Below are 22158 nucleotides of genomic sequence, written 5' to 3' on the forward strand. Positions count from 1 at the left end.
TACCCGGACGTGCGACGAAGGGGGCCCGATGGAAGCGGAGTTGGCGGCGCTGGCGGCGGCGGGGGCGACGGCTCTCGTGCAGCAGATGGTGACCGACGGGTGGGGGAACGTACGGGACCGGGTCGTCGCCCTCTGCTCGCGGGGGCGGGACGAGGAGGTCGTCGAGGGGGAGTTGGAGGAGTCGCGCGCCGATCTGGTCGCGGCGCGGGACGCCGACGACGAGGACGCCGAGAACGATGTACGGGCGTCCTGGCGGGTCAGGCTCCGGCGGACGCTGCGCGACGATCCGGAGACGGTGGCGGAACTGCGGGCGCTTCTGGACGAGTTGAGCCCCCGGGCCACGGGCCCCACCGCGCTCACCGTCCACAACACCGTCAGCGGCGGGGCGTCCGGTGTGGTGGTCCAGGGAGGCACGTTCAACGGAGGGCAGACGATCGGGGAGCCCTGGCGCCGCACATGACGCGGCTCGTCGAATAACCCTTCGATCAACCCCCGTCGGCACTGCTACCGTCACCGACGTGGCGAAACTCAATCAGATCATCGCAGTGGAGAAGGGCGTCAAGTCCAAGTCGCATCAGGACCTGACGGCCGCGCATCACGGGCTGCAGAAGCCTGCCCTGCTGGCGGGAATCTCGCGTACGTACCAGCCCAAGGACGAGGAGGGCGAGCAGTTGCCGCCCGAGTCGACCCGGGTGCAGGTGCAGGCCGAGAACGTGCTGCGGGACACCGCGGCCACGCTGACCCGGCTCTTCGACGTGACCGCCACCAAGGACTGGGCCAACTGCACGGCCCGCGCGGACGTGAGGGTCGACGGACGGGTGCTCGTCGCCGACGTCCCGGTGTCGTACCTGCTCTTCCTTGAGAAGCAGCTCACCGACCTCAACACCTTCGTGCGGAAGCTGCCGGTGCTCGACGCCTCCGAGTCGTGGGTCCAGGACCCGTCGACCGACGCGTGGAAGACGGAGCCGGTACGGACGCTCCGTACGAAGAAGGTCCCGCGGAACCACGTCAAGGCCGAGGCCACCGACAAGCACCCCGCCCAGGTCGAGGTGTACTACGAGGACATCCCCGTCGGGTACTGGACGACCGTGAAGTTCTCCGGCGCCCTGCCCGCGCGGCGCGTCAACGAGCTGCTCGACCGGGTCGAGAAGCTGCAGCAGGCCGTCAAGTTCGCCCGGGAAGAGGCGAACGGCGCGGAGGTCACCGACGAGCGTGTCGGAGACGCCGTGTTCGGCTACCTGTTCGGGTAGCCTCAACAACTCCCCGGTCATCGCCTATGAAGGTCGGCGGCCGGGGTGCGCGAGGAGCGCAAGCTGAACCTGAAGCTTGTCGTGACCGCGCGGTTCCAGTGGAGGTTCAAATCCTCCCCGCGGCACTCTTCGCGCCGCGGTAGCCCAATTGGCAGAGGCAGACCGCGCTCAATCTCAGACTATTGCTCCAGACTCAGCATTCGCCGCCGATCGCCGGATCGACCGGACCCAGGCTCCGGGCGTCGAAATGCCGGTTCAAGTCCGGCCCGCACAGCTCGATGTGCGGTGGTCCAAAGGCAGGACGCGGCGACATGAAACTGACCTGGGTCCTCAAGCGTGCCGGCGTGCCGCATGGGTGGCATCACAGGGCTCGGGGGCCGGCTACGCCCCCGGGCCCGCTCCCTTTTCCGGCCCTGCTCGGCCTGGCCCGACCGGGCCGGCGCTCGCTCTCGCGTTCGCATCGGCGCTCGAACCGGCACCCGCGCTCGCTCTCGCACTCGTGCTTGAGATTGCGTTCATAAAGAACCCGGGTCCCGCCGAAATCGTCACACCGTGGAAACGCTCATGTCCGGTTTCGCCGCCGGACGCGATCTACCGTGGAGGACCGGTCCTCCGTAATGACCGGTCCTCCGTAAGAACCGGTCCTCCGTTAAGAAGCAAGCACCGCACAGACACCGCCCGGCCGACGTCGCCCGAAGGCATGCCCCGCAATCGCCCTCGTCCCGACAGGAGCCCCGTGCCCGTGCCCGTGCCGCGACCGTTGCTCAACGTCCTTCCCGTCGTCCTCCCGCCCTGGCTCACCCACGCGCTGCGCGCGCAGCGGGGGCCCGTGCCGTGGAACGCCGTGCTGCGCGGGGTGCTCGCCGCCGGGCCCCTGCTCGTCGTGGCCGTTGCCGTCGGGCGTGAGCCCCTGGGTGTCATGGCCGCGCTCGGAGCCATGTTCGCCGGGATCAACGACCGGCCGGGGAGCCGGCGCACCGCCGTGCCCCGGATCGGCGTACCCGGGCTGGCCGGAGCCGCCGGGATCGCCGTCGGCACGTACGCCGGGGAGGGCCTCGGCGCCGCCCCGCTGACCCTGACGCTCACCGCGCTCGGACTGCTCGCCGGGGCCGTCAGCGCGGTGGGACCCGTCGCGTCCGGGGCCGGGACCCAGCTGCTCGTCGCCGCGGCCATCGGCGCCGGGATGCCGTTGCCCGAACCCGGCTGGCAGCGGGCCCTGTTCTTCCTCGCCGGTACCGGCTGGCTGATCGCGCTGCGGCTCGCGCTGCCCACGCCCGGGGCCCTGGCCAACGACTTCCGCTTCGACGGGGAGCGCGCCGGGGTCGCCGGTGTGTACGACGCGATCGCCGATCTGCTCGCCGCCGTGGGCGGGCAGCAGGCCGGTGGCCGGCGCGCCGCCCTGACCGCCGCGCTCGACCACGCGCAGGACGCGCTCGCGGGGCCACGGCTGCGGCGGTACGCCACTTCCGCGGCCGAGCGGCGGCTGCGGGCCCAGTACGCCGCCGCGCTGCCGCTCGCCGAGGCTGCGACCGCGCTGGCCTGGGCCGGTGAGGCACTGCCCGCCCGCACGGCCCAGGGGCCGCGGCGGCTCGCCGTCGCCGTGCGGACCGGGGAGCCCTGCGGGCCGCTGCCCGCACCCGCCCGGACCGTCCCCGGACTGCGCGCCCTCGACGACGCCCTGCTGCACGCAGCCGAGACCTTCGACCGCGGCGGCCCGCGCCCCCGGAAGGCGAGCGGCAGTCATCCTCTCGGGCTGGGCGCCGAGCGGACCGCCCACAAGGGCCTGCATCTGCGCCCCCTGCGGGCCAGGGCGCTCCTGCATGCCGTCACCGGCAGCGGAGGGCGGGAGTACGGCCTCCGCGTGGCCCTCTGCTACGGCGCCGCCGTCGCCGTCGCGCAGGCACTGCACCACGTCCACTGGTACTGGCTTCCCGCGACCGCCGTGTTCCTCGTGAAGCCGGATCTCGGTCCGCTGGTCTCGCGCGCTCTGAACCGGGCGGCCGGAACCGTCCTCGGGGCCCTCGTCTTCGCGGGGTTCGCGGCTGTGCTGCCCCGGCCCGAGGGTCTGATCGCGCTCGTGGCGATCAGCGGGGCCCTCATTCCCGTCGCCACCCGGCACTTCGCCGCGCAGACCGCTGTCGTGACCGTCCTCGTGCTCGCCCTCGTCATGGTCGGCGGTGAGCCGGAGGCCTCCTGGAGCCGGATCGGCGAGACGCTGCTGGCCTGCGCGATCGTGCTCGTCGTCGGGCATCTCCCGGCGCCGGGGCAGCGCGGCGGGAACGTACGGGCCCGGCTGACGGCCGCCACCGACGCGGCGCACGCGTATCTCACGCATGTCCTGAGCGGCGTCGACGGTGTTGGCGGCGGTGCCGGTGGAGTCGCCGACGGTGTTGCTGTGGGGGGCACCGACCGCGGTGTCGCCGACCGGGGCGGTGCCGACCGGGCCACCCGCTGGGCGTTGCGGCGCGAGGCCTATCGGACGCTGGCGGAGGCCCGCGCGGCGATCGACCGGTCCGCCGCCGAGCTTCCTGCCCTGGCCCGGCACACGGCGGGCACCGACGAGGTCGCGGCCACCCTGGAACTGCTCGTGGACACCACCACCGCCTGCGCCGTGCATCTCGACGACACGGGGCGGCTCACTCCGCGGCACACCGAGCGGCTTGCCGTGCTCCTCGACGAACTCGTGGATCGGCGGGAGGATGCCGGGCTGCGCATCGCCTGAGCCCGGAGACGTTGTCTGCGGGTGCGTTGTGGCTGGTCGCGCCGTTCCCCGCGCCCCTACGGGGCGCTGCCGGGCCGCTCAGGGCGCTATCCGTGCCCACACCGGTGCGTGGTCCGAGCCGACGGCGTCCCGGCGGTCGCCCGGATCGTCGTCCACCGACGGCAGCGGGGTCTCCTGGAGCGGAGCCCCCGTGCCCGCCCCGGTCACCCGGTCGAGGAGGCGGTGGCTGACCAGGATGTGGTCGATCAGTTCCGGGCGCCCGGAGTGAACGCGGGAGAAACGCTGCTTCTCCGGGATGAGAGGAGCGATGTTCCACAGCCGCGCCGCGTCACCCCGGTCGGGCCGGTCGAAGCCGGGAGTGCCGATCTCGGAGCCGGGCGGGCCCTGCAGGATCTGTGTGGTCGCGGCGGTGACCTCGTCGTTGAGGTCGCCGAGCACGGCCACGTCCCGCTCCGTGCCCCTGCCGTCCAGGAGGCGGTCGGCGACGGCACGCAGCGCCGTGGCCTCGGCGGCGTGGCCTCGGCGGCCCGCCGGTACAGGGCGTACGCGCCGTAGCGGGCCCGCTCGCCCTCGTTCCGTGGCTGGAACCGCCCGCCCGGATACGTCAGCAGCTTCGACTTCAGATGGCAGACCGCCACCGACAGGGTCACGCCCGTGCCCGGAAGCACCGCCTCCACCGCCAGGAAGCCGCGGCCCGTCCGGGGCACCGGCTCGCGGTCGTCGTCACCCTGGACGGGCCGCAGCGGCGCGGGGAACTCGTTGGTGTCGATGAGCGTCCGCGGCGCCGGCCGGCTGAGGAAGCCGACCCGGATGCCCCGGCCGTCCGGATGCGCCGACAGCACGATGTGCCAGTCGCCGTCCAGCATCCTGGCCAGGTCCTCCAGCGCGGCCGGGTCGCCGACCTCCTGCACACCGAGCAGCGTGGGATCGAGTTCCCTGATGACCCCGGCCAGCGTCGTGAGCTTCGCCTTGTACGCGACCTCGGTACGCGGGCCGAACGCCCCGCCGGGCCGGTACAGGTTCCAGGTTCCAGGTGCCGAGGAGCATGCCGGGCTCCTTCCCGGACGAGCCTTCCCAGGGGCGCCGCCCGTCGATTGGTGAGGCCGAGGGACGGTCTTCGGCCGTCGAATGGTGGTGCCGAGGGACGGTCCTCGGGCTCAGAGTGCGCGCGAAACCGCGCCCGGGACAGGGCGGGGACAGGATGCGCGGTTCACGTCACCCGGTGGCACGATCCCGCCGTACCGTGGCGTGATGACCTCGCCCGAGCCCACGCCCGACGCGAAGACCGACCCACCGGGTTCCCCGGCCGCCCGCGCGCCGGGCGCCGCCGATCTCGTCATCACCGGGTGCACCGCCCTCGTGCACGACGAGCGCGAACAGATCCGCTTCGTCGAGGACGCCACCATCGTCGTACGCGGCGGCCGTATCGAGACGATCACCAGCGACCCGGCCGACCTCCTCTCAGCCGGCCCCGCCGACGCCGTGCACATCGACGCCCGCGGCCAGGTCGCGATGCCCGGCCTCGTCAACTGCCATACCCACACCCCGATGGTGACCCTGCGCGGCATCGCGGAGGACCTGCCCCTCGACGAGTGGTTCAACGACGTCGTCTGGCCAATCGAGTCCAATCTCCAGGAGCGGGACATCGAGTTGGGGGCGCGGCTGGCCTGCGCCGAGATGATCCGCGGCGGGGTCACCTGCTTCGCGGACCACTACTTCTCGATGGACACCGTCGCCGCCGTGACCGCCGAGAGCGGTCTGCGCGCCAACCTCGGGCAGGCCTTCTTCTCCTCCCAGGGGGCCGAGGGCCGTGAGCGGTCGCTCGACTTCGCCCTGAGGCACCGCGACACCGCCGGCGGCCGGATCACCACCTCGCTCGCCCCGCACGCGCCCTACACCGTGGACGACGCCGACCTCGCCGCGACCGCCGGGCTCGCCCGCGAACACGGCCTGCTCGTGCACCTCCACGCCGCCGAGAACCGCGACCAGACCGACGCGAGCCTCGCCCGCCACGGCCGTACACCGGTCGAGATCCTGGCCGGGGCCGGTCTCCTCGACACGGATCTGCTCATCGCGCACGGCACCGGCATCGTGGAGCGCGACCTGCCCGTCCTCGCCCGCGCGACCGGCCGTATCGGGGTGGCGAGCGCGCCCCGCGGTTACCTCAAGTTCGCCTGGCCCACGACCACTCCGGTACGCGCCCTGCGTGAACTCGGCATTCCGGTCGGGCTCGCCACGGACGGGGCCGCCTCCAACAACTCCCTGGACGTATGGGAGTCCATGGCGCTCACCGCGCTGGCGCAGAAGTTCACCGAGGGCGACCCGCGCCGGCTCACCTCCCGGCAGGCCCTGCACCACGCGACGCTGCAGAGCGCGCGGGCGGTCGGGCTCGGTGAGCGGATCGGCAGCCTCGCACCGGGCCGCAGGGCCGACATCGTTCTGGTCGACCTGAGCGGCCCGCACACCCAGCCCGTGCACGATCTCGCGGCCACCCTCGTGCACAGCGCACGCTCCGGTGACGTACGCACGACGATCGTCGACGGGCGGATCCTCATGCGCGACCGGGAACTCCTGACCGTCGATGTCCCGGCGGTGGTAAGGGAGATGAACGAACGCATGCCCGCCCTGACCGACCGCGCCCACGGCAGGCGGATCCAGGAGTACGACACCTGAGACGCGCCCCCGCCCCTCCATCGATCACCGGTGGGCCGCTCATCGGTGGGCCCGGAAAAGAATCTCCCGAAGAGAATTTCCGGCCCACCGATGAGTTCCGGCGCTCGCTGCGGTCCACCCCTGACAAGGCACCGCACCGAAGGAGTAGCGATGACGCTTCCGCGGATCGTGTCGCGCGAACAATGGCAGGCCGCGCGCGAGGAACTGCTGGTCAGGGAGAAGGCCGCGACCCGGGCCCGGGACGCGCTCAACGCCGACCGGCGGCGGCTGCCCATGGTCGAGATCGACAAGGAGTACGTCTTCGAGGGCGGCGACGGCAAGGCGACGCTGCTCGACCTCTTCGAAGGGCGGCAGCAACTCGTCGTCCACCACTTCATGTTCGCCCCCGAGTGGGACGCGGGCTGCCGCAGCTGCTCGGCCTTCGTCGACCAGATCGGGCACCTGGCGCATCTGCGCGCGCGGGGCACCGAGTTCGCGCTGATCTCCAGGGCGCCGTACACGAAGATCCTGCCCTTCAAGGCGCGGATGGGGTGGACGCTGCCCTGGTACTCGGCGTACGACAACGACTTCACCTACGACTTCCAGGCCTCGTTCGAGACGGGCGCGGGGGACGACGGCCAGGAGCCCTACGAGCGGCCCGGGGTGAGCTGTTTCCTGCGGGAGCGGGAGCGGATCTTCCACACGTACTCGACGTACGCGCGCGGACTCGACGGGCTGGGCTCCACCACGAGCCTCCTGGACCTCACGGCGCTCGGCCGACAGGAGGAGTGGGAGAAACCCGAGGGGCGCGCGTCGGCACTGGGGGCGCCCGCGGGCAGCGAACGCATCCGATACCACGACGAGTACGAGGACTGAGCGCGGTCGTCCGGATGTTCCCCCATCCGTTGTGACCGTGTGTCGACTACGTCTCAGTAACGTCACTTCGCGAGACCTTCACCCCATGATGAGCGTTTAACTCTTCAAGGGCTCTCACGAGAGCAGCGCTACATGGAGGTACAGGATGGTGAACGGTCGAACGGTGCTGGAGCGTTTTCCGGCCGGTGGGCCGCGTGGTTCCTGGCCCGCGGAGGAGTTCGCGCAGGCGCGCCGCCTTGAGGGACAGCACGTGGACGTCGTGATGGACCTGTCGACGGACACCTTCCTGGTCGTCGTGCGGGAACTCGTCGAGTAGGCCGGCCGAGCGTGCGCCGACGGGTCGGCCGAGTCAGGCCGGCGATCGGGTCGGCCGCCGTGGGCCTCACCCCGCCTTGGGCGCGGGCACCTGCACAGAGAACTGCCCGGCCTGCAGCCCGTACAGCTCGGCGTAGACGCCGCCCCGGGAGAGGAGCTCGTCCGGAGTGCCGGATTCCACGAGACGGCCCTGGTCGAGTACGTGCACCAGATCGGCATGGCGCACCGACGCCAGCCGGTGCGTGATGAGAATGACCGTCTGACCGGTACCCGCCAGGGCCCGGATCTTCTCGAAGACCTCCAGTTCGGCGCGTGCGTCGAGGGCCGCCGTCGGCTCGTCCACGACCAGGATCGCGCCCCGCCGGTACGCCGCCCGTGCGATACCGAGCCGCTGCCACTGGCCGCCCGACAGCTCGTGCCCGCCGCTGAACATCCGGGCCAGCAGTGTGTCGAGGCCCCGCGGCAGATCCGCCACCACGTCCTCGGCGCCCGCCTCCGCGACGGACGTGCCCAGCCGCTCGTCGGTCAGCGGCGCCGAGGCCCGGCCGATCGCGACGTTCACCCGGGCCGTGAAGGGCCACCGTTTGAAGTCCTGCGCCACCATCGCGATCCGCTCCGCGAGCTGATGCCGGTCGGCGTCCGCCGCGTCCACGTCGTCCCACAGGATCCGGCCGCGCTGGGGGGCGTACAGGCCGGACAGCAGTTTGACCAGGGTGGTCTTCCCGGAACCGTTCTCGCCGACGAGTGCCACGATCTTGCCGAGCGGCACGTTGAGCGTCAGGTCCGACAGCGCGGGCCGGGCTGCGCTGCCCGGATAGGTGAACGTGACGTTCTCGAAGCGGATCTCGCGCGGCTCCTCGGGCAGCACCGCGCCGCCGACCGGGATCGTGCGCTCCGCCGCCTCCACGTACAGGCGCTGCAGATCCCCGACGAACAGGGCCTCCTCGTGGAGGGTGTTGACCTCCAGGACGAGCGTGTCGAGGTTCGCGGAACCGGTACGGATCGCGATGACCGCCGTACCCGCCACCGACAGCGCCATCGCGCCGGCCAGCAGCAGCCCGCCGAGGGTCGCGTACGTCGCCACGGTGGCCAGGCCTGTCCAGGCGGCCGCGATCAGCCCGGTCCGCGCCTCCAGACGGGCGAGCCTGGCCTGCTCGGCCTCGGCGGCCTCCGACATCGCGCGGAAGTGCCGCAGCAGGAACGGGCCGACGCCGTGGACACGGATCTCCGGCGCGGCGGCGGGCTCGGTGAGCAGATTGCCGATCAGCCGGCCAGCCCGGGCGTGCTGCACCCAGGCGTGCCACGACGCGTACCGGCGCCGGGCGATGGTCAGCGCGCTCCAGGCGCTCGGCAGCGTCATCGTCATCAGCAGGGGCAGCAGCGCCGGGTGCAGCACGGTGAGGACACCGGCCGCCGCGATCAGCGAGATCATCGCGTTCACCACGCGCGTGGCGATCCCGATCATGCGCCGGGCGGACGAGGCGCCGTACTGCGCGGTGTCGAGCAGCTTGTGGAACGCCTCGTCCTCGATCGCCGACAGTTCGACCGTCGCGGCCCGCTCCAGGTACAGCTCCGTCGCGACGCGCTCCACCTTCGGTTCGAGGCGGCCGGTCGCGTACGTGGAGGCGCCCCGCAGCAGCGCGGCGAGGAGCGTCACCACGGCGACCGTGACGAGTGCGGGTGCCGCGTCCCGCAGCCGGTCCGCGACCGGTCCGCTCGCCATCAGCCGGCCCAGGACGCTGTTGACCGCCAGCAGGCTCACCGCCTGGGCCAGACCGCGGCCCACCTCCGCGCCCAGCACGGTCCGCGCGGCCCGGCGGTCCGCCTGCCGGGCCAGCCGGAAACTGACCGCGAGCAGGGCCGGCAGCCGCGTCACCATGGCGCGGAAGTTCAGTTCCATGAACGCGTCGGAATGCTGCGACCAGCCCATGTCGTAGCGGAGCGGACCGCCGAACAGAAGCCGCTCGGACTCGGAGGGCTCCGGCCCGTCCGTACCGGGTTTCTCGCTGTCGCGCGTGACCTTTTTCGACGATCCCGCCGACTCGGCAGACCCCACCGATGACCTCCCCGATCGAGGGCGAACGGCCACTATCGCGGTGCCGGGCGCTCTCGGGCAGGGCGCGTGCCCGTTCCCGCACGGCGTATCCGGAGCACGCCCGGCGCTCGTGGCCGCGCGAGGTGCCATCCCCTGGAACGCGTGCTTCCACGCACCGGGGGGTCAGGGGAATGACCGGAACGACCGCGACGAGCGCACGGCCGCACAGCGGAGCGGCCCGTCGGACAGAGGCAGCCCCCACGAGTCGGCGTACGGGTGGCTCAGTCCGTACCGATCACGCGCTGACCGGCCGGGACCAGGCCGGCGGCGTCCCGGTCACCCGGCACAGGGCCAGGTAGAGAGGGATCGGCGGGGTGTACGGCAGCGTGCCGTCCGGTGTGTGGATCAGCCCGGGGAAGGTGGGCGAGGCGGGCACGAGCGCTCCCGTGGCGTAGTGCGCGGGCGAGGGCCACTCCAGGGCGACATCCGAGTCGGAGGGCACGAGCCACCACCAGTGCGTGCTGTCGGCGTACACACAGCCGACGCGCGGCAGGCGGGGCATCAGCAGCGGGCCGAGTCTCGCGGGTATCGCCACCGCGTCGCAGCCCAGCGGGGCCTGCATGCCCTCCGGCACCGCCAGCGGCCGCGAAGCGCCCGGGCCCGACGCCGTCCGGCCGCGCTCGATGCGGACCAGCGTGTTCAGGTTCAGCACCCTTGGCGTACCGGCCGAGGTAGCCCTCACACCCATGCAGCCCCCGCTCGTGTTCCCAATGTCTTCGGTCCCGTCCGTATGTCTTCGGTACCGTCCGTCCGGTCCTGGCTCTTCGCGATCGTCCGGTCCTGGTCTTCGCGATCCAGGTCAGAACCATTCGTTCCCGGCCGGGGGTATGTGGACCCCCGTCGGCGAGGAGCCGGCTGGGGCCGGCCGGCTCCTCGCACTCCAGCCCAGGTCCGACCGCGACTCGACGCCGTTGTTCGCCGTCCGCGGCAGTTCCGCCCAGACCAGCAGTCCGGGACCGGTTTCCTGGGCGCCCCAGGCAGTGCACATCGCCGCCACGAGGAGCAGTCCCCTCCCATGCTCCTCATCGGGACGCTGTGGCGACGGGTGGGGCTCACCCGGCGCACATCCCTCGTCACGGACGGCTATCCGGACCAGGTCCTCGCCGTCGTGCAGCTCGCACACCACATGGCGGCTCGCCGTGTGCACGATGGCGTTGGTGACCAGTTCGGAGACGATGAGCTCTGCCGTGTCGCAGGTGTCCTCGCAGACCGCCCAGCCCGACAGCCGGGCCCGCGTCAGGTGCCGGGCCTGTGCCGCTGAGCCCGGGTGTGCGGCCAGCTCGAAGCGGAACCGGCGCTCGGCCGCCGTGTCGGGGCGTACCCCGGCGGTGGCGGTAAGACGGTCTCGGTTCACGGCTGCGGCTGTTCCTAACGGCGCGGACGGAATCACGTTTGCCACTATCTCCCCGTCGTGAACACTTGGCAAGTGTCACTCTGAAAATTGCAGAGTGCAGTGTTCTGAGCGGTATGGCCATGGCACACTGCTCGCAACAGCACGTGGCGCGGCGTCAGTTGGGTACCCGTACAGGGCCCGAACGGGCGCCGCCCCGGCTGTCTGGACAAAAGTGGAGGTGGACGTGAGCGAGCCGCGGTCCGCGCCGACGGTCGGGCAGGTCGTCCTCGGACGGCGCCTGCTGGACCTGCGGGAACGCGCGGGGCTCAAGCGTGAGGAGGCGGCACGCATTCTGCGTGTCACCGCCGCCACCGTCCGCCGTATGGAGATGGCCGAGGTAACCCTCAAGATCCCGTACCTCCAGCTCCTGCTGAAGTCGTACGGCGTCTCCGACGACGAGGCCGACGCGTTCGTCATGCTCGCCGAGGAGGCGAACCAGCCGGGGTGGTGGCAGCGTTTCCACGACATCCTGCCGGGCTGGTTCTCGATGTACGTGAGCCTGGAGGGCGCGGCCGCCCTCATCCGCTCGTACGAGCCCCACTTCGTGCCCGGAGTGCTGCAGACCGAGGAGTACGCGCGTGGCGTCCTGCATTCCGGCGCCGTCGGCCAGACCAGACCCGAGGACATCGAGCGGCACGTGGCGCTGCGCATGCAACGCCAGGAGCTGCTGACGCGCGAGGGCGCGCCCCGGTTCTGGGCCGTGATGGACGAGACCGCCCTGCGCCGCCCGGTCGGCGGCCCCGAGGTCATGCGCGGCCAGATCGACAGACTGCTGGAAGCCACGGCACTGCCCAACGTGACGCTGCAGATCGCCCCCTTCTCCTCGGGGCCGCACGCGGGCACGTACGGGCCGTTCGTGCTCTTCCGCTTTGCCATGCCCGAACTGCCGGACATGGTCTACAGCGAGTACCTGACCGGCGCCGTCTACCTGGACGCGCGTACCGAGGTGGCAACCCACCTTGAGGTCATGGACCGCATGGCGGCTCAGGCCGCCACGGCACATCGCACGAAGGAGATCCTGCTGGATCTCCGCAAGGAGCTGTGAATGGATCGCATCAAGTCCCGGATACGCCTCGCGCGGATCTACAACGGCATGCCCGCCAGGGAGCTGGGCAGCGAGGGCTGGCACAAGCCGTGGAGCGGTGGGAACGGCGGCAACTGCCTGGAGGCGATGAAGCTCGCCGACGGCCGGATCGCGGTCCGTCAGTCGGCCGACCCGGACGGTCCGGCTCTCATCTACACCCCCGGCGAGATGACCGCGTTCATTCAGGGTGCCAAGGCGGGGGAGGCGGACTTCCTGCTCTCCTGAGGTCGCCGACGAATCCGCCGGCCGGTTGTTGCAGAACCGATTCTTCAGGGATTGCGCCGGGGGAAGCCGAATCGGCTTCAGAACCAGGACCACATGCGGCGCGGGGCGTCCACCAGCCGACTGACCGCCACCACCGGCAGCGGCGGCTGCTCGGCCCGGTCAGGACCGAGGCTCAGCGCGTAGTAGATCTGCTCGATGGACGGCGGTCCGACCGCGAGGTTGCGGCGGACCGCGCCCGACGGGGATTCCAGCCCGGCCCGCACGAGGTAGGCCGCGGCCATCGTCCCCGTACGGCCCACCCCCGCCCCGCAGTGCACGAACACCGGCCCCGGGGCCGCACCGACGACGCCCAGAAAGCGTCGTACCTGGTGCGGCGTCGGGGTCTGTCCGTCCCGCACGGGCAGCCGTACGACGTCCAGGCCCGCCCTGCGCGGCCCGGCGAGCCGCTCGGCGGACAGGTCCTCGGCGCGCAGGTCGACCACGGTGGTGAAACCGAGCCTGGCCAGTTCCCGGTAGCCCTCGGGCGAGGGGGCGCCGCCGCGCCAGAGTCCTCCGGCGGCGTCCACCGGCTGGAAGTGGTGGATGCCCCGCACCGGGTGGGTCCCGGCGGGCGGCGGTGTCCGTTCACGCGCCCAGTACGACAGCGCGAGGACGCCCAGAGCGCCGGTGGCCCACAGGACGAGGTAGCACAGGCCGAGGGCCGCGAGCACGCGCGGCAGCGTCCGGCGCAGAGTGCGCAGGACACGCGACGTGCGGCGGGAACGGCTCCCGGGCGGCGCGGGGCCGGGTGGCGGCGGAGGCGGGGCGACGACAGCCATGGGCGACCCGGAGGCTCGGGGACGAGGCGCGCGTCGGCATCGTAACCCTGGGCACCGACAGAGGGCGGTGTCTGGACGCCGACTATGGGTGGTGCATGGGTGCGGACTGCGGGTGGGGCCTGGGCTCGGACTATGGGGGGTGTCCCGGTGCCGACCGTGGGTGGTGTCTGGGTGCGGGCTACGGGTGGCGTCTAGGCGCGGACCGTGGGTGGTGCCTGGGCGCGGACTGCGGGTGGTGTCCGGGCGCGGGCTACGGGTGGTGCCCGGCCGGGCTCAGTCGTCGTCTGCGTCTGCGTTCTTGTCCGCGTCCGCGTCGCCGATGGCGACCACCGTGAGGTGCGTACGGTCCAGGCCGGTGTCCTCCAGGCAGCCGCGCAGGCGCATACGGTCGTGGTCGCCCAGCGCGGGCCGGACCACTCCGGCGAAGAGTCCCTCGCCCAGGTCGCCGAGGCTGGCCCGGCTCAGCGGTACGGACGTCGAGTCCCGGCAGCGTTCCCAGAGCTGGCGCGCGGCGAGGGACTGCCGTTCGGCGGACATGTCCGTGCCGCGCATGTCGACCCGCAGGAGCAGGGAGGTCGCCTCGGAGTCCGTCGCCTCCTCCTCGCGGGTCTGCGTGAGGTCGGCGAGCCCGGCGACGAGCGCCGCCAGCAGCGCGCTCCCGACCACGCCCGCGGCGAGTACGCGCAGGGTACGGCCGCGGTCCCGCCGGGCGCCGGGCGGCGGCAGGTCGTCCAGATCCGCGCCGCCGTCCGGATCGGGGGCGGCCAGGACGGCGAGGCGCCCGGCGAGCCGCTGTTCCGCCGTGGGCCGGGCCGTGGCGGACGCGATCCGCTGCACCAGCCAGGCGAGCCCGGAGAGCAGTACACCGGTGACCATCAGGACCGGTACGAAGACGTAGGTGGGGCTCGTCGGCTCGTCGTCCAGCCAGCGGAACCGGCCGCCGCCCTGCCCCGTCGGCGCCTCCTTCTCCCGCAACCGCGCGAGGACGTCCTCCTGCCGCCGGTCGGCGTCGCGCATCCGCTCCTCGATCCGCGCCAGCCGCCCGAACAGCACGATCCCGAGGAGCAGCACCTCGACGACGAGGAGCAGCACCCCGCAGAGAATGGCTCGTTGCCACTGCCACCGGTACAGATAGACGACGACGTACGTGCCGGCTCCGGCGGCTGCCGCACCGCCGAAGAGGTAGGCGACGCGCCTCATCGGGGGCCTCGGTGGGGGGCGGGGGCGGACACCGGGGTTGACGCGGGCGCGGGTGCAGGTGCGGAGGGGTGCTCGGGGGCGTCGGCCGTGGCTGGGTGCGGGGCCTTCGCAGCCTTCGCAGCCTTCGCAGCCTGCGGGGCTTGCGGGGTCCGCGGGGGTGCGTTCCCGTCCGTGTGTACGTGGCCGGTGGTGGCCTGTACGTCCACGTCCACGTCCATGTGGACGTCCATGTCTACGTCTACGTCGCCGGTGGCGCCGTCGATCGTGAGGTGGGAGCCCGGCGGGAACCGGCGTACGGCGTCCGTGGCCCCGACGACCGTGGGCAGACCGAACTCCCTGGCCAGCAGGGCCAGATGGGAGAGAGGGCTGCCGGTCTGTGCGACGAGTCCCGCGAGTCCGGGCAGGAGTGGAGCGAGCGCGGGGGCGAGGGTGCGGACGACGAGCACGGGGTCAGGTGGTCGTGGGCCGGTGCCGTCCCAGGCCGTCCCGTTGGCCCGGCCACCGGACACGCCCTGTCCCTCGCGCCTGCCCGCACCGCTTCTGCCCGGGGCGCCTCTGCCTGTGGTGCCTTTGCTTGTGATGCCCCTGCGTGTGATGCCCCTGCTTGTGGCGCCTCTGCCTGTGGCGTGCTCGGCGACGACCGCGCCGTTCTCCGCGAGCCGGAACGCGTCGGGCAGCGGCGCCGACGCGGCCCTCGGCAGCCGTTCCCCGAAATCACCGGGCAGGAAGCCGTGTTCGAGCGCGTCGACGAGTTCCGGCCAGCGCAACAGCCCCACTTCTGGACGGACCGGAGCATGGGGCTGATCTCCGGGTACGGTCAGTCGCCGCGCGGCGTCCCGTACCAGCCGGACCTGAAGCTCCTGAACCCAGCGGACACGCAACCGCAGGGCCTCACGCGCGGGGAGCGAGGCCGCCCTCGGCGTGATGGGCCCGCCGTCCGCCCCCGCGGAGCTTGCGGGACTCGGTGGGAGTCTCAGTTCCCGGCTCAGGCTGGGAGCCACCAGCGCCAGGACCATCGGTTGCGTGGCCACCACCTGGTGATCCGGTACACCGCGAGCGCGCGCCTCGGCGAGGACGGCGAGGGCCGTACCAGCGGCCGTGCGCGATGCGGTGCGCGATGCGGTACTCGATGCCGCGCCTGATGTCTTGTTCGCGTGCGTACCCGTGTGCGTACCCGTGTGCGTGCTCGTGTTCGTGCGTGTGTTCGCGGCCGTCGGTCGGGGCTCGGGAAGCAGGGCGCCGACGAGGGCTTCCTGGGCGTGCAGGGCGGCCAGTACGGCCCGCGTCCAGCGCAGGGTGGCGAGAAGTTCGCGGCGGGTGAGCCGGTCCGGGGGCGGTGTCTCGGCGAGCCGGCGGTCGACATCGGCGACGAGGTCCGTCGCGAGACCGGGCAGCGCCGCGGTCAGCCGTCCCACCCGCCACGCGGCGGCCAGCCTGCGGGCACCCGGCGCCGGATTGAGCAGCGCCACCCATCGCTGCCGTGGCGGGGCGGCGCCCAGCAGCCGCAGATCCGCCGCGGCCCGCCCGCCGACCGTCGTGACGACCGGCAACGCCCGCAGCTGCCGCCGGGGCGCGGTGCCCCCGATGTCGAGCGCGGCGGCCAGCCCCCGTGCCATGGGCGCCACCCACAAGTCCTGCTCCAGCGGCTCCAGTTGATCAGGCAGGGTCTCCGCGACCGGCCCGGGACCGAGTAGCCGTGCCCCGCGCGCGGGCCGCGCCGCCATCGCCGTGATGGGGCGGCTCTGGAACAGCCACAGCCGCCCCGCCGCGTCGAACCCGAACTCGATGTCCTGCGGCCCGCCGAACACCCCGCGCGCCTGTCGGGCCAGCCGGGCCAGTCGGCGCAGTTCGGCGGTCCCGAGCAGCGGTTCGGCACCTCCGGGGCCGATGCGCGCCAAGCGGCCCCGGCGGGTCAACCAGTAGGTGGTGCCCGGCTGTTCGCCGCTGACCAGTGCGTCGGGCCCGCCCCGCACCGCGCTCACCAGCATCCGGTCGTGCCGTCCCTCCAGGGGGTCGGCACCGAAGAGCACCCCTCCCACCCGGGCCGTGAGCATGGGCTGCACGAGCACGGCCATCGGCGCGACCGAACCGTCCGGCCGGTGGGCCGAGTCGAGCACGGTCCGTACGGCCGCACGGAAGTCGTGCCAGCCCCGCACGTCCAGCACGGACGCGAACTGACCCGCCAGGGACGACTCCTGGGTGTCCTCCTGAGGCGACGAGGACCGTACGACGAGGGGGAGGGCGCCACCGTCGCCACCGTCGGAGAGCCGCAGCCAGGCTCGGCGCAGCTGTTCGGAGTCCCCGTCCGCTGTTTGCCACGGTTCGTCCTGCCTCGGCAGGACGAACCCCGGCAGCACGGGCAGCCCCGCCCTCGCCGCGCGCGCGAGATGCGCGGCTTTGGAACCGGCGAGCACGATGCGCGTGGCCTGCGGATCGCTCAGGGGGACGACGTACGCGGGATGGCGTGCGCCCCGTTCCTCCCCGTCGCACGCACCGTCTTCGTGACGTTCGTCAACCGTCGTCATCGAGCACCCTCCAGGACCGACCGCCAACAGGGGGGACGCGCGGGGGTGGCCCTGCGCCTGACGACGGAACGAAGGATGGGGGCGGGTTGCTGCCGGACCGGCCGATACAACTGACCGATAGAGCCGACCGATCGAGCCGACCGACGTAACTGTTCGATAGAGCCGGCCGATTAAACCAGCTGATTGAACCGGCCGATGGAACCGGCCGATGGAACCGACCTGTCGAATCGACCGATTGCACCGGCCGATGAAACGGCCGCGTCAACAACGCGCCTCCTGAATAGATGATCCCACTGCGTGGTGGAGTGCAGGCCGGCGCAGGGTCGTCTTCCGGCCACCCAGGAACGCTTCCGCGGGCACCGCCGGCACGCACGGGGGTGGCAGCGCGGCGCACAGCGCGTCCAGCGCGGCTCCACAGGCGTGCTCCGAAGGCGTCACACAGCCCACGTCGAGGCCGTCCGGCGCGGTCACGGCCACCTCCGGGTGCCGGAACTCCGCGAGCCCGTCCACCGAGAGCCCCTGCCACACGGCGGCTTTCACCGCGGACCGCTCACTGCCGGGCGGCAACCGCAGCACCGCGTGAAGCCCGCCCGAGACCCCGGTGACCTCGATCCGCGCGGGAGCGGGCGGCCCTCGCACTGGCGGAGGCGGTCACGCTGATCGCGGGCGTCGGCGTACCGGACGACGTCCACGCCGAGGCCGCCGCGCACTTCGACGACCAGGAACTGGCCCGAACACTGGCCCTGATCCTCGCGATCAACACCTGGAACCGCGTCGCCCTGTCGACGCCGAAGGCGAAGAGGGCAGGCGCGGACCAGCGCTGAGTGCTGCCGGGGAGGGGGAGGCGGAGGGAGAGGGGGAGGGGGAGGGGCCGGGTGTGCGCCGGGTTGCACCGAGGTGGCCGGGGCGCCCGCTAGGCCGTCATGGGCCGGTCGTGCGGCCCGATCGGTGCGGGCAGTCGCGACTCGCCGGTCAGCCGGCGGTCCACCGCTGCCGCCACCGCCCGGCCCTCGGCGATGGCCCACACGATGAGCGACTGGCCGCGCGCCGCGTCCCCGGCGGCGTACACCCCCGGCACATTGGTCGCGAAGTCCGCGTCCCGGGTGATCGTGCCGCGCGGTCCGAGTTCGAGGCCGAACCGTTCGACCAGCCCGTCGGAGCGGTCGGGGCCCGAGAACCCGAGGGCCAGCAGCACGAGATCGGCGGGGAGCGCGCGCTCGCTGCCGGGGCGCGGCCGGCGTTCGGCGTCGACCTCTACGAGGTGCAGCGCACAGACCCGGCCGGAGGGGTCTCCCGTGAAGCGGAGCGTGGACGCCGCGAAGAGCCGGGCGTCCGCGTCGGCCGACGGCGAAGTCTCCAGAGCCCCGGCCTCCTCGTGCGCGGCCGACAGCCGGTAGATCTTCGGGTACACCGGCCACGGCTCGGAAGCCTCGTCGCGCTCCGCACCGGGCTGCGCGTAGATGTCCAGCTGCGTCACGGACTTCGCGCCCTCACGCACCGCCGTACCCAGACAGTCGGCCCCGGTGTCCCCTCCGCCGACGATCACGACGTCCTTGCCCGCCGCGGACAACGGAGACGCCTCCAGGTCTCCCTCGCACACCCGGTTGGCCAGCGGCAGATACTCCATCGCCTGATGGATACCGCTCAACTCCCTCCCGTCCACGGCCAGATCACGCCACGCCGTGGCGCCCACGGCCAGCACGACCGCGTCGTGGCGTGCCCGCAACTCGCCCGCCCCGATGTCCCAGCCGACGGCTGTCGACGTACGGAACTTCGTACCCTCCGCCCGCATCTGCGTGATCCGCCGCTCCAGGTGCCGTTTCTCCATCTTGAACTCGGGGATGCCGTACCGCATTAGCCCCCCGATCCGGTCGTCGCGCTCGTAGACGACGACGGTGTGCCCGGCCCGGGTCAGCTGCTGCGCCGCCGCCAGCCCCGTAGGACCCGAACCGATCACCGCGACGGACCGCCCCGACAACCGGTCCGGCGGTTGCGGCGGCGCGAACCCGTCCGCCCAGGCCCGGTCGGCGATGGCGACCTCGACGTTCTTGATGGTGACCGCGGGCTGGTTGATCGCCAGCACACAGCCCGCCTCGCACGGCGCGGGACACAGCCGCCCGGTGAACTCGGGAAAATTGTTCGTCGCGTGCAGACGGTCGCTCGCCCCGCGCCAGTCGTCGCACGCGACCAGGTCGTTCCACTCGGGGATCAGGTTGCCCAGCGGGCAGGCGTCGTGGCAGAACGGGATGCCGCAGTCCATGCACCGGTCGGCCTGTGTCCGGACGATCGGCAGCAGCGCCCCGGGAACGTACACCTCGTCCCAGTCACGGACCCGGTCCTCCACGGGCCGGCGCGGCCATTCCTCGCGGGAGGAGTTCAGGAAACCCCTGGGATCGGCCATGGCCGTCTCCCTCACGTACACGCACGGTGCCCCGTACGGCGCTCGCCGCCGTCTTCGACTCCACCGTGTCCGACGCCGTCGCCGGGGCGGTGGGCCGCGAGGCCTGTCGGCAGACTCTTTCCGCCACGATACGACGCCCCGGCCGCTTCCGCCCCAGATAGCCCCAGGTGGCCCCAGGCGGACGCCGCCGCCGTGCCCTCAGGCCAGCGCCAGCACGTACAGAACAGCTCCGGCGGCCGCGGCGACCGTCCGTATGTGGTTCCACATCGACCACTCGCTCACATACGTGGGCCAGTACGCGATGGCCTCCGGCGTGCCGGCGTCCATCTCGGCCAGCCTGTTGTTGCGCGGGACGTTCGCGGCGATCGTCACCCCGAAGCAGCCGAACAGATACAGCGCGCTGCCCACCAGCAGCTCCACCGTGCCCTCGTCCGGCCACAGCACGAAAGTGACCACCGCGATCACGGCGCACAGCACCGCCGACCCGATGAACACGAGCATGAAGGCCGGCATCAGTGCGGTCACATTGATCGCCTGCATCGCCGCGACACCCTGTGCCGGCGGCAGCGCGGCCAGTCCCTTCATCACGAACGTCGAGAACGCGCAGAACACCCCGGCCACCAGCCCGGTACCCAGCACGCCCACCACGGTGAGCACGAAGTACGGTCCCTCGATCATGGCAACTCCCGTGTAGGCAGAACCACTGGTCAACAACTCGCGCACCGTTCCCGAAACCGTGAGGGCCGGACCACCCCGAACCTCAAGATCCTGCCCGGCGCCCCCTGTCCCCACAAGTGAAATGCCGGACGCCGGAGACGGCCATGGCCGAGGTGCTCGACACCATGTCCAGGCGTCTCGGACCCGCCGCCGTCAGTCGTCCTCCCCCTCCCAGGCCGGTCCGCCCTCGCGCCCCTCCCCGTCCGGTCCGCCCTCGCGCCAGCAGGCCATCGTCCCGTCGACCGCGGCGGCGATCCGCCGGCGGGCCTCGTGGCGCGCGACACCGCTCATCAACAACTGGTCGTACGGAGTCTCCGTGTGCCGCACCGCCGCGCGTACGGCCGAGACCACCGCGGCTTCGGACAGCGCCCGCCCGGCGGCGCTGCGCCCCACCCGCCCGCTGCCGCGCACCGAGGCGTGTGCGGCGATCGCGTGCGCCCGGTCGGCCGGGCAGCCCGGAAACAGCCGCCGGATGTTCCGCGCGAACGCGTCCGTGAACCGCACGTCCTCGGCAGCCCGCCGTCGCGCGTCCCGTGTTCTGCGCCGCCGTCTCGCCTCCGCGTCCGCCAGGCACCGCTCCTCCGCCCGCGCGAGCGCCGCCTCCTCGACCAGCACCCCCTGCCGCTCGTACCTGCCCCGCCGCCGGTGGAACCGCACCACGACCGCCGACAGCCCGCTCTCCTCCCGCGACCTGCGCGTCAACGCCGTGTCACCGCGGGGCAGGAACACCAGATGTCCGAGGTCGGCGCAGTCAAGGCATCTCGGCGTCCCCTCCTCCATCACCAGCAGCGGGAGCGGCCCACGCCCGCACTCGCCACAGTGCCGTCTCTTCAACGGCTGGACGACGAGAGGCCCGTTACTGGGCGGGGGAGTTGCCGTGGTCGCCATAGGCGCTTCCTTCCCGAACGACACCCGTCCGTACGCCGACCAGCGCGCCCCTTCTCCCCTCGCCGCCGCACGGCCCGTCACGCCCACTCGATGTCGTCGGACAGCTCCGCACGGGCACGCACTCGCCGTACAGGTGTGCCCGCGCGGCATCATGGGCCGTGTGCGACTCGAAGCGATCACCTGGGACCGGCTCGGCGACCTCATCGCCGAGCGCCTGCTCGAACTGAAGCCGGCCGACGGCAGCCCCTGGCCGCGCATCGCCTTCGACGGGGCTCCGGCGGCCCGCCCGGGTGACCTCGCCGAACGCGTCGCCGAGGCCCTGCGCCCACGCGGTCGTTCCGCTCTGGTCGTCGGCACGGAAGGCTATCTGCGGTCCGCCTCGCTCCGGTTCGAATACGGCCGTCAGGACGTGGAGACCTACTACGACGGCTGGTTCGACACCGGCGCCCTGTGGCGAGAGGTCTTCGGCCCCCTGGAAGCCGATGGCGACGGGCGTGTCCTGCCCGACCTCCTGGACCCGGTGACCGACCGTGCCACCCGCACCCCGTACGTCCAACTCCCGCCCGGTGCGATGCTGTTGCTGCACGGGCCACTGCTTCTGCACCATTGGTTCCCTTTCGATTTCACTGTCCATGTACGTCTCTCACCGGCCGCGCTGCGCCGTCGCACCCCGCAGGACGAGCACTGGACGCTCCCCGCGTTCGAGCGCTACGAGACCGAGACGGCTCCGGGCGACACCGCCGATGTCCTGGTACGGGCGGACGACCCGCGTCATCCGGCGTGGAACGGCTGACGGGACGACCGTCCCGGTGTGGGCCGAGGGAAGCGTGAGCGGATGAGTGCGGTGTACGTCGAGGGGTGGGGCGGAGGCGGGGCGGCGTCGTCAGGCCGAAGCCGCGGCCGTGCGGGTGCGTATCTCCTCGTACCCGGCGAGAATGTAGGGCGCCGGGACTAGCGGTGCGTCTCCGCGCCGCGCCGGCCGTCCGGCACCGGGAGA

The 22158-nt window shown here is 72.4% G+C and carries 18 protein-coding genes and 3 pseudogenes; 10 read left to right on the forward strand and 11 right to left on the reverse strand.

Features of this window, described 5'->3' with window-relative positions:
- Nucleotides 1–28: 28 nt before the first annotated feature.
- The 3 genes from C6Y14_RS17295 (at nt 29) to C6Y14_RS17305 (ending at nt 3972) form a co-directional block, all read left to right on the forward strand.
- Nucleotides 29–460: a hypothetical protein gene (locus C6Y14_RS17295; RefSeq protein ID WP_107017592.1), complete on the forward strand. Its 432-nt coding sequence runs from the start codon at nt 29–31 to the stop codon at nt 458–460.
- Nucleotides 461–518: 58 nt separating this feature from the next.
- Entirely contained in the window at nt 519–1250 is a 732-nt protein-coding gene (locus C6Y14_RS17300) for a DUF7873 family protein (protein ID WP_107017593.1), read from the forward strand.
- Nucleotides 1251–1950: 700 nt separating this feature from the next.
- Entirely contained in the window at nt 1951–3972 is a 2022-nt protein-coding gene (locus tag C6Y14_RS17305) for an FUSC family protein (RefSeq protein WP_107017823.1), read from the forward strand.
- Nucleotides 3973–4050: 78 nt separating this feature from the next.
- Here C6Y14_RS17305 and C6Y14_RS17310 read toward each other — a convergent pair.
- A pseudogene (locus C6Y14_RS17310) lies at nt 4051–5019 on the reverse strand (endonuclease/exonuclease/phosphatase family protein).
- A gap of 204 nt (nt 5020–5223) precedes the next feature.
- Between C6Y14_RS17310 and C6Y14_RS17315 the strand changes: the two are divergent.
- The 3 genes from C6Y14_RS17315 to C6Y14_RS17325 all read left to right on the forward strand — a co-directional run bounded on the left by C6Y14_RS17315 (nt 5224) and on the right by C6Y14_RS17325 (nt 7816).
- A complete protein-coding gene (locus C6Y14_RS17315; protein WP_107017594.1) occupies nt 5224–6645 on the forward strand; it encodes an amidohydrolase in 1422 nt (473 codons plus the stop codon).
- Between the two features lie 150 nt (nt 6646–6795).
- Nucleotides 6796–7500, forward strand: coding sequence for a DUF899 domain-containing protein (locus C6Y14_RS17320; protein ID WP_107017595.1), 705 nt, complete (start codon nt 6796–6798; stop codon nt 7498–7500).
- A gap of 145 nt (nt 7501–7645) precedes the next feature.
- Nucleotides 7646–7816, forward strand: a complete 171-nt coding sequence (locus tag C6Y14_RS17325) for a hypothetical protein (RefSeq protein WP_188114180.1) — start codon at nt 7646–7648, stop codon at nt 7814–7816.
- 66 nt (nt 7817–7882) lie between these two features.
- Here the strand turns inward: C6Y14_RS17325 and C6Y14_RS17330 are convergent, their stop codons facing one another.
- From C6Y14_RS17330 to C6Y14_RS17340, 3 genes are all read right to left on the reverse strand, one after another.
- Complete coding sequence (locus tag C6Y14_RS17330) at nt 7883–9745, reverse strand: ABC transporter ATP-binding protein (RefSeq protein WP_107017825.1); 1863 nt, start codon at nt 9743–9745, stop codon at nt 7883–7885.
- 400 nt (nt 9746–10145) lie between these two features.
- The gene (locus C6Y14_RS17335) at nt 10146–10598 is read right to left on the reverse strand and encodes a hypothetical protein (RefSeq protein ID WP_107017596.1); all 453 of its coding nucleotides are present in this window, start codon (nt 10596–10598) and stop codon (nt 10146–10148) included.
- 111 nt (nt 10599–10709) lie between these two features.
- The gene (locus C6Y14_RS17340) at nt 10710–11309 is read right to left on the reverse strand and encodes an ATP-binding protein (RefSeq protein WP_107017597.1); all 600 of its coding nucleotides are present in this window, start codon (nt 11307–11309) and stop codon (nt 10710–10712) included.
- Nucleotides 11310–11487: 178 nt separating this feature from the next.
- Between C6Y14_RS17340 and C6Y14_RS17345 the strand changes: the two genes are divergently transcribed.
- Both C6Y14_RS17345 and C6Y14_RS17350 read left to right on the forward strand, forming a co-directional pair.
- Nucleotides 11488–12348 carry a helix-turn-helix domain-containing protein gene (locus tag C6Y14_RS17345; RefSeq protein ID WP_107017826.1) on the forward strand — a complete coding sequence of 287 codons (861 nt, stop codon included), beginning with the start codon at nt 11488–11490 and terminating at the stop codon, nt 12346–12348.
- Nucleotides 12349–12612, forward strand: coding sequence for a DUF397 domain-containing protein (locus C6Y14_RS17350; RefSeq protein ID WP_107017598.1), 264 nt, complete (start codon nt 12349–12351; stop codon nt 12610–12612).
- Between the two features lie 77 nt (nt 12613–12689).
- Here C6Y14_RS17350 and C6Y14_RS17355 read toward each other — a convergent pair whose 3' ends face one another.
- The 4 genes and pseudogenes from C6Y14_RS17355 to C6Y14_RS17370 all read right to left on the reverse strand — a co-directional run.
- A complete protein-coding gene (locus C6Y14_RS17355) occupies nt 12690–13322 on the reverse strand; it encodes a fused DSP-PTPase phosphatase/NAD kinase-like protein (RefSeq protein ID WP_318658058.1) in 633 nt (210 codons plus the stop codon).
- 381 nt (nt 13323–13703) lie between these two features.
- The gene (locus tag C6Y14_RS17360) at nt 13704–14630 is read right to left on the reverse strand and encodes a hypothetical protein (protein WP_107017600.1); all 927 of its coding nucleotides are present in this window, start codon (nt 14628–14630) and stop codon (nt 13704–13706) included.
- Nucleotides 14627–17155 carry a PEP/pyruvate-binding domain-containing protein gene (locus C6Y14_RS17365; RefSeq protein ID WP_225891135.1) on the reverse strand — a complete coding sequence of 843 codons (2529 nt, stop codon included), beginning with the start codon at nt 17153–17155 and terminating at the stop codon, nt 14627–14629. Before C6Y14_RS17365 ends, C6Y14_RS17360 begins: the two co-directional genes overlap by 4 nt.
- A gap of 375 nt (nt 17156–17530) precedes the next feature.
- Nucleotides 17531–17767 (reverse strand): annotated as a pseudogene (locus C6Y14_RS17370) (PLP-dependent aminotransferase family protein); the annotation flags it as partial.
- 5 nt (nt 17768–17772) lie between these two features.
- Between C6Y14_RS17370 and C6Y14_RS45045 the strand changes: the two are divergent.
- Nucleotides 17773–17979: pseudogene (locus C6Y14_RS45045) on the forward strand (carboxymuconolactone decarboxylase family protein); the annotation flags it as partial.
- A gap of 89 nt (nt 17980–18068) precedes the next feature.
- Here C6Y14_RS45045 and C6Y14_RS17380 read toward each other — a convergent pair.
- The 3 genes from C6Y14_RS17380 to C6Y14_RS17390 form a co-directional block, all read right to left on the reverse strand.
- On the reverse strand, nt 18069–19556 hold the full coding sequence (locus tag C6Y14_RS17380) for a glutamate synthase subunit beta (protein WP_107017601.1): 1488 nt from the start codon (nt 19554–19556) through the stop codon (nt 18069–18071).
- A 198-nt stretch (nt 19557–19754) separates the two neighbouring features.
- Complete coding sequence (locus C6Y14_RS17385; RefSeq protein WP_107017602.1) at nt 19755–20234, reverse strand: anthrone oxygenase family protein; 480 nt, start codon at nt 20232–20234, stop codon at nt 19755–19757.
- 192 nt (nt 20235–20426) lie between these two features.
- A complete protein-coding gene (locus C6Y14_RS17390) occupies nt 20427–21161 on the reverse strand; it encodes a DUF2293 domain-containing protein (RefSeq protein ID WP_107017603.1) in 735 nt (244 codons plus the stop codon).
- 151 nt (nt 21162–21312) lie between these two features.
- Here C6Y14_RS17390 and C6Y14_RS17395 point away from each other — a divergent pair, with 151 nt between their 5' ends.
- A complete protein-coding gene (locus C6Y14_RS17395) occupies nt 21313–21954 on the forward strand; it encodes a nucleoside/nucleotide kinase family protein (protein WP_107017604.1) in 642 nt (213 codons plus the stop codon).
- Nucleotides 21955–22158: the final 204 nt, after the last annotated feature.

The organism is Streptomyces dioscori (assembly GCF_003024195.1).
GTDB classification, from domain to species: domain Bacteria; phylum Actinomycetota; class Actinomycetes; order Streptomycetales; family Streptomycetaceae; genus Streptomyces; species Streptomyces dioscori.

What these genes read in the sequence shown, in the direction of transcription:
- C6Y14_RS17365 (WP_225891135.1), bottom strand. Translation starts at nt 17,155, where the DNA reads ATGACGACGGTTGACGAACGTCACGAAGACGGTGCGTGCGACGGGGAG.
- C6Y14_RS17330 (WP_107017825.1), bottom strand. Translation starts at nt 9,745, where the DNA reads ATGGGCTGGTCGCAGCATTCCGACGCGTTCATGGAACTGAACTTCCGC.
- C6Y14_RS17395 (WP_107017604.1), top strand. Translation starts at nt 21,313, where the DNA reads ATGGGCCGTGTGCGACTCGAAGCGATCACCTGGGACCGGCTCGGCGAC.
- C6Y14_RS17325 (WP_188114180.1), top strand. Translation starts at nt 7,646, where the DNA reads ATGGTGAACGGTCGAACGGTGCTGGAGCGTTTTCCGGCCGGTGGGCCG.
- C6Y14_RS17385 (WP_107017602.1), bottom strand. Translation starts at nt 20,234, where the DNA reads ATGATCGAGGGACCGTACTTCGTGCTCACCGTGGTGGGCGTGCTGGGT.
- C6Y14_RS17305 (WP_107017823.1), top strand. Translation starts at nt 1,951, where the DNA reads ATGCCCCGCAATCGCCCTCGTCCCGACAGGAGCCCCGTGCCCGTGCCC.
- C6Y14_RS17360 (WP_107017600.1), bottom strand. Translation starts at nt 14,630, where the DNA reads ATGAGGCGCGTCGCCTACCTCTTCGGCGGTGCGGCAGCCGCCGGAGCC.
- C6Y14_RS17390 (WP_107017603.1), bottom strand. Translation starts at nt 21,161, where the DNA reads ATGGCGACCACGGCAACTCCCCCGCCCAGTAACGGGCCTCTCGTCGTC.
- C6Y14_RS17320 (WP_107017595.1), top strand. Translation starts at nt 6,796, where the DNA reads ATGACGCTTCCGCGGATCGTGTCGCGCGAACAATGGCAGGCCGCGCGC.
- C6Y14_RS17335 (WP_107017596.1), bottom strand. Translation starts at nt 10,598, where the DNA reads ATGGGTGTGAGGGCTACCTCGGCCGGTACGCCAAGGGTGCTGAACCTG.
- C6Y14_RS17315 (WP_107017594.1), top strand. Translation starts at nt 5,224, where the DNA reads ATGACCTCGCCCGAGCCCACGCCCGACGCGAAGACCGACCCACCGGGT.
- C6Y14_RS17350 (WP_107017598.1), top strand. Translation starts at nt 12,349, where the DNA reads ATGGATCGCATCAAGTCCCGGATACGCCTCGCGCGGATCTACAACGGC.
- C6Y14_RS17295 (WP_107017592.1), top strand. Translation starts at nt 29, where the DNA reads ATGGAAGCGGAGTTGGCGGCGCTGGCGGCGGCGGGGGCGACGGCTCTC.
- C6Y14_RS17380 (WP_107017601.1), bottom strand. Translation starts at nt 19,556, where the DNA reads ATGGCCGATCCCAGGGGTTTCCTGAACTCCTCCCGCGAGGAATGGCCG.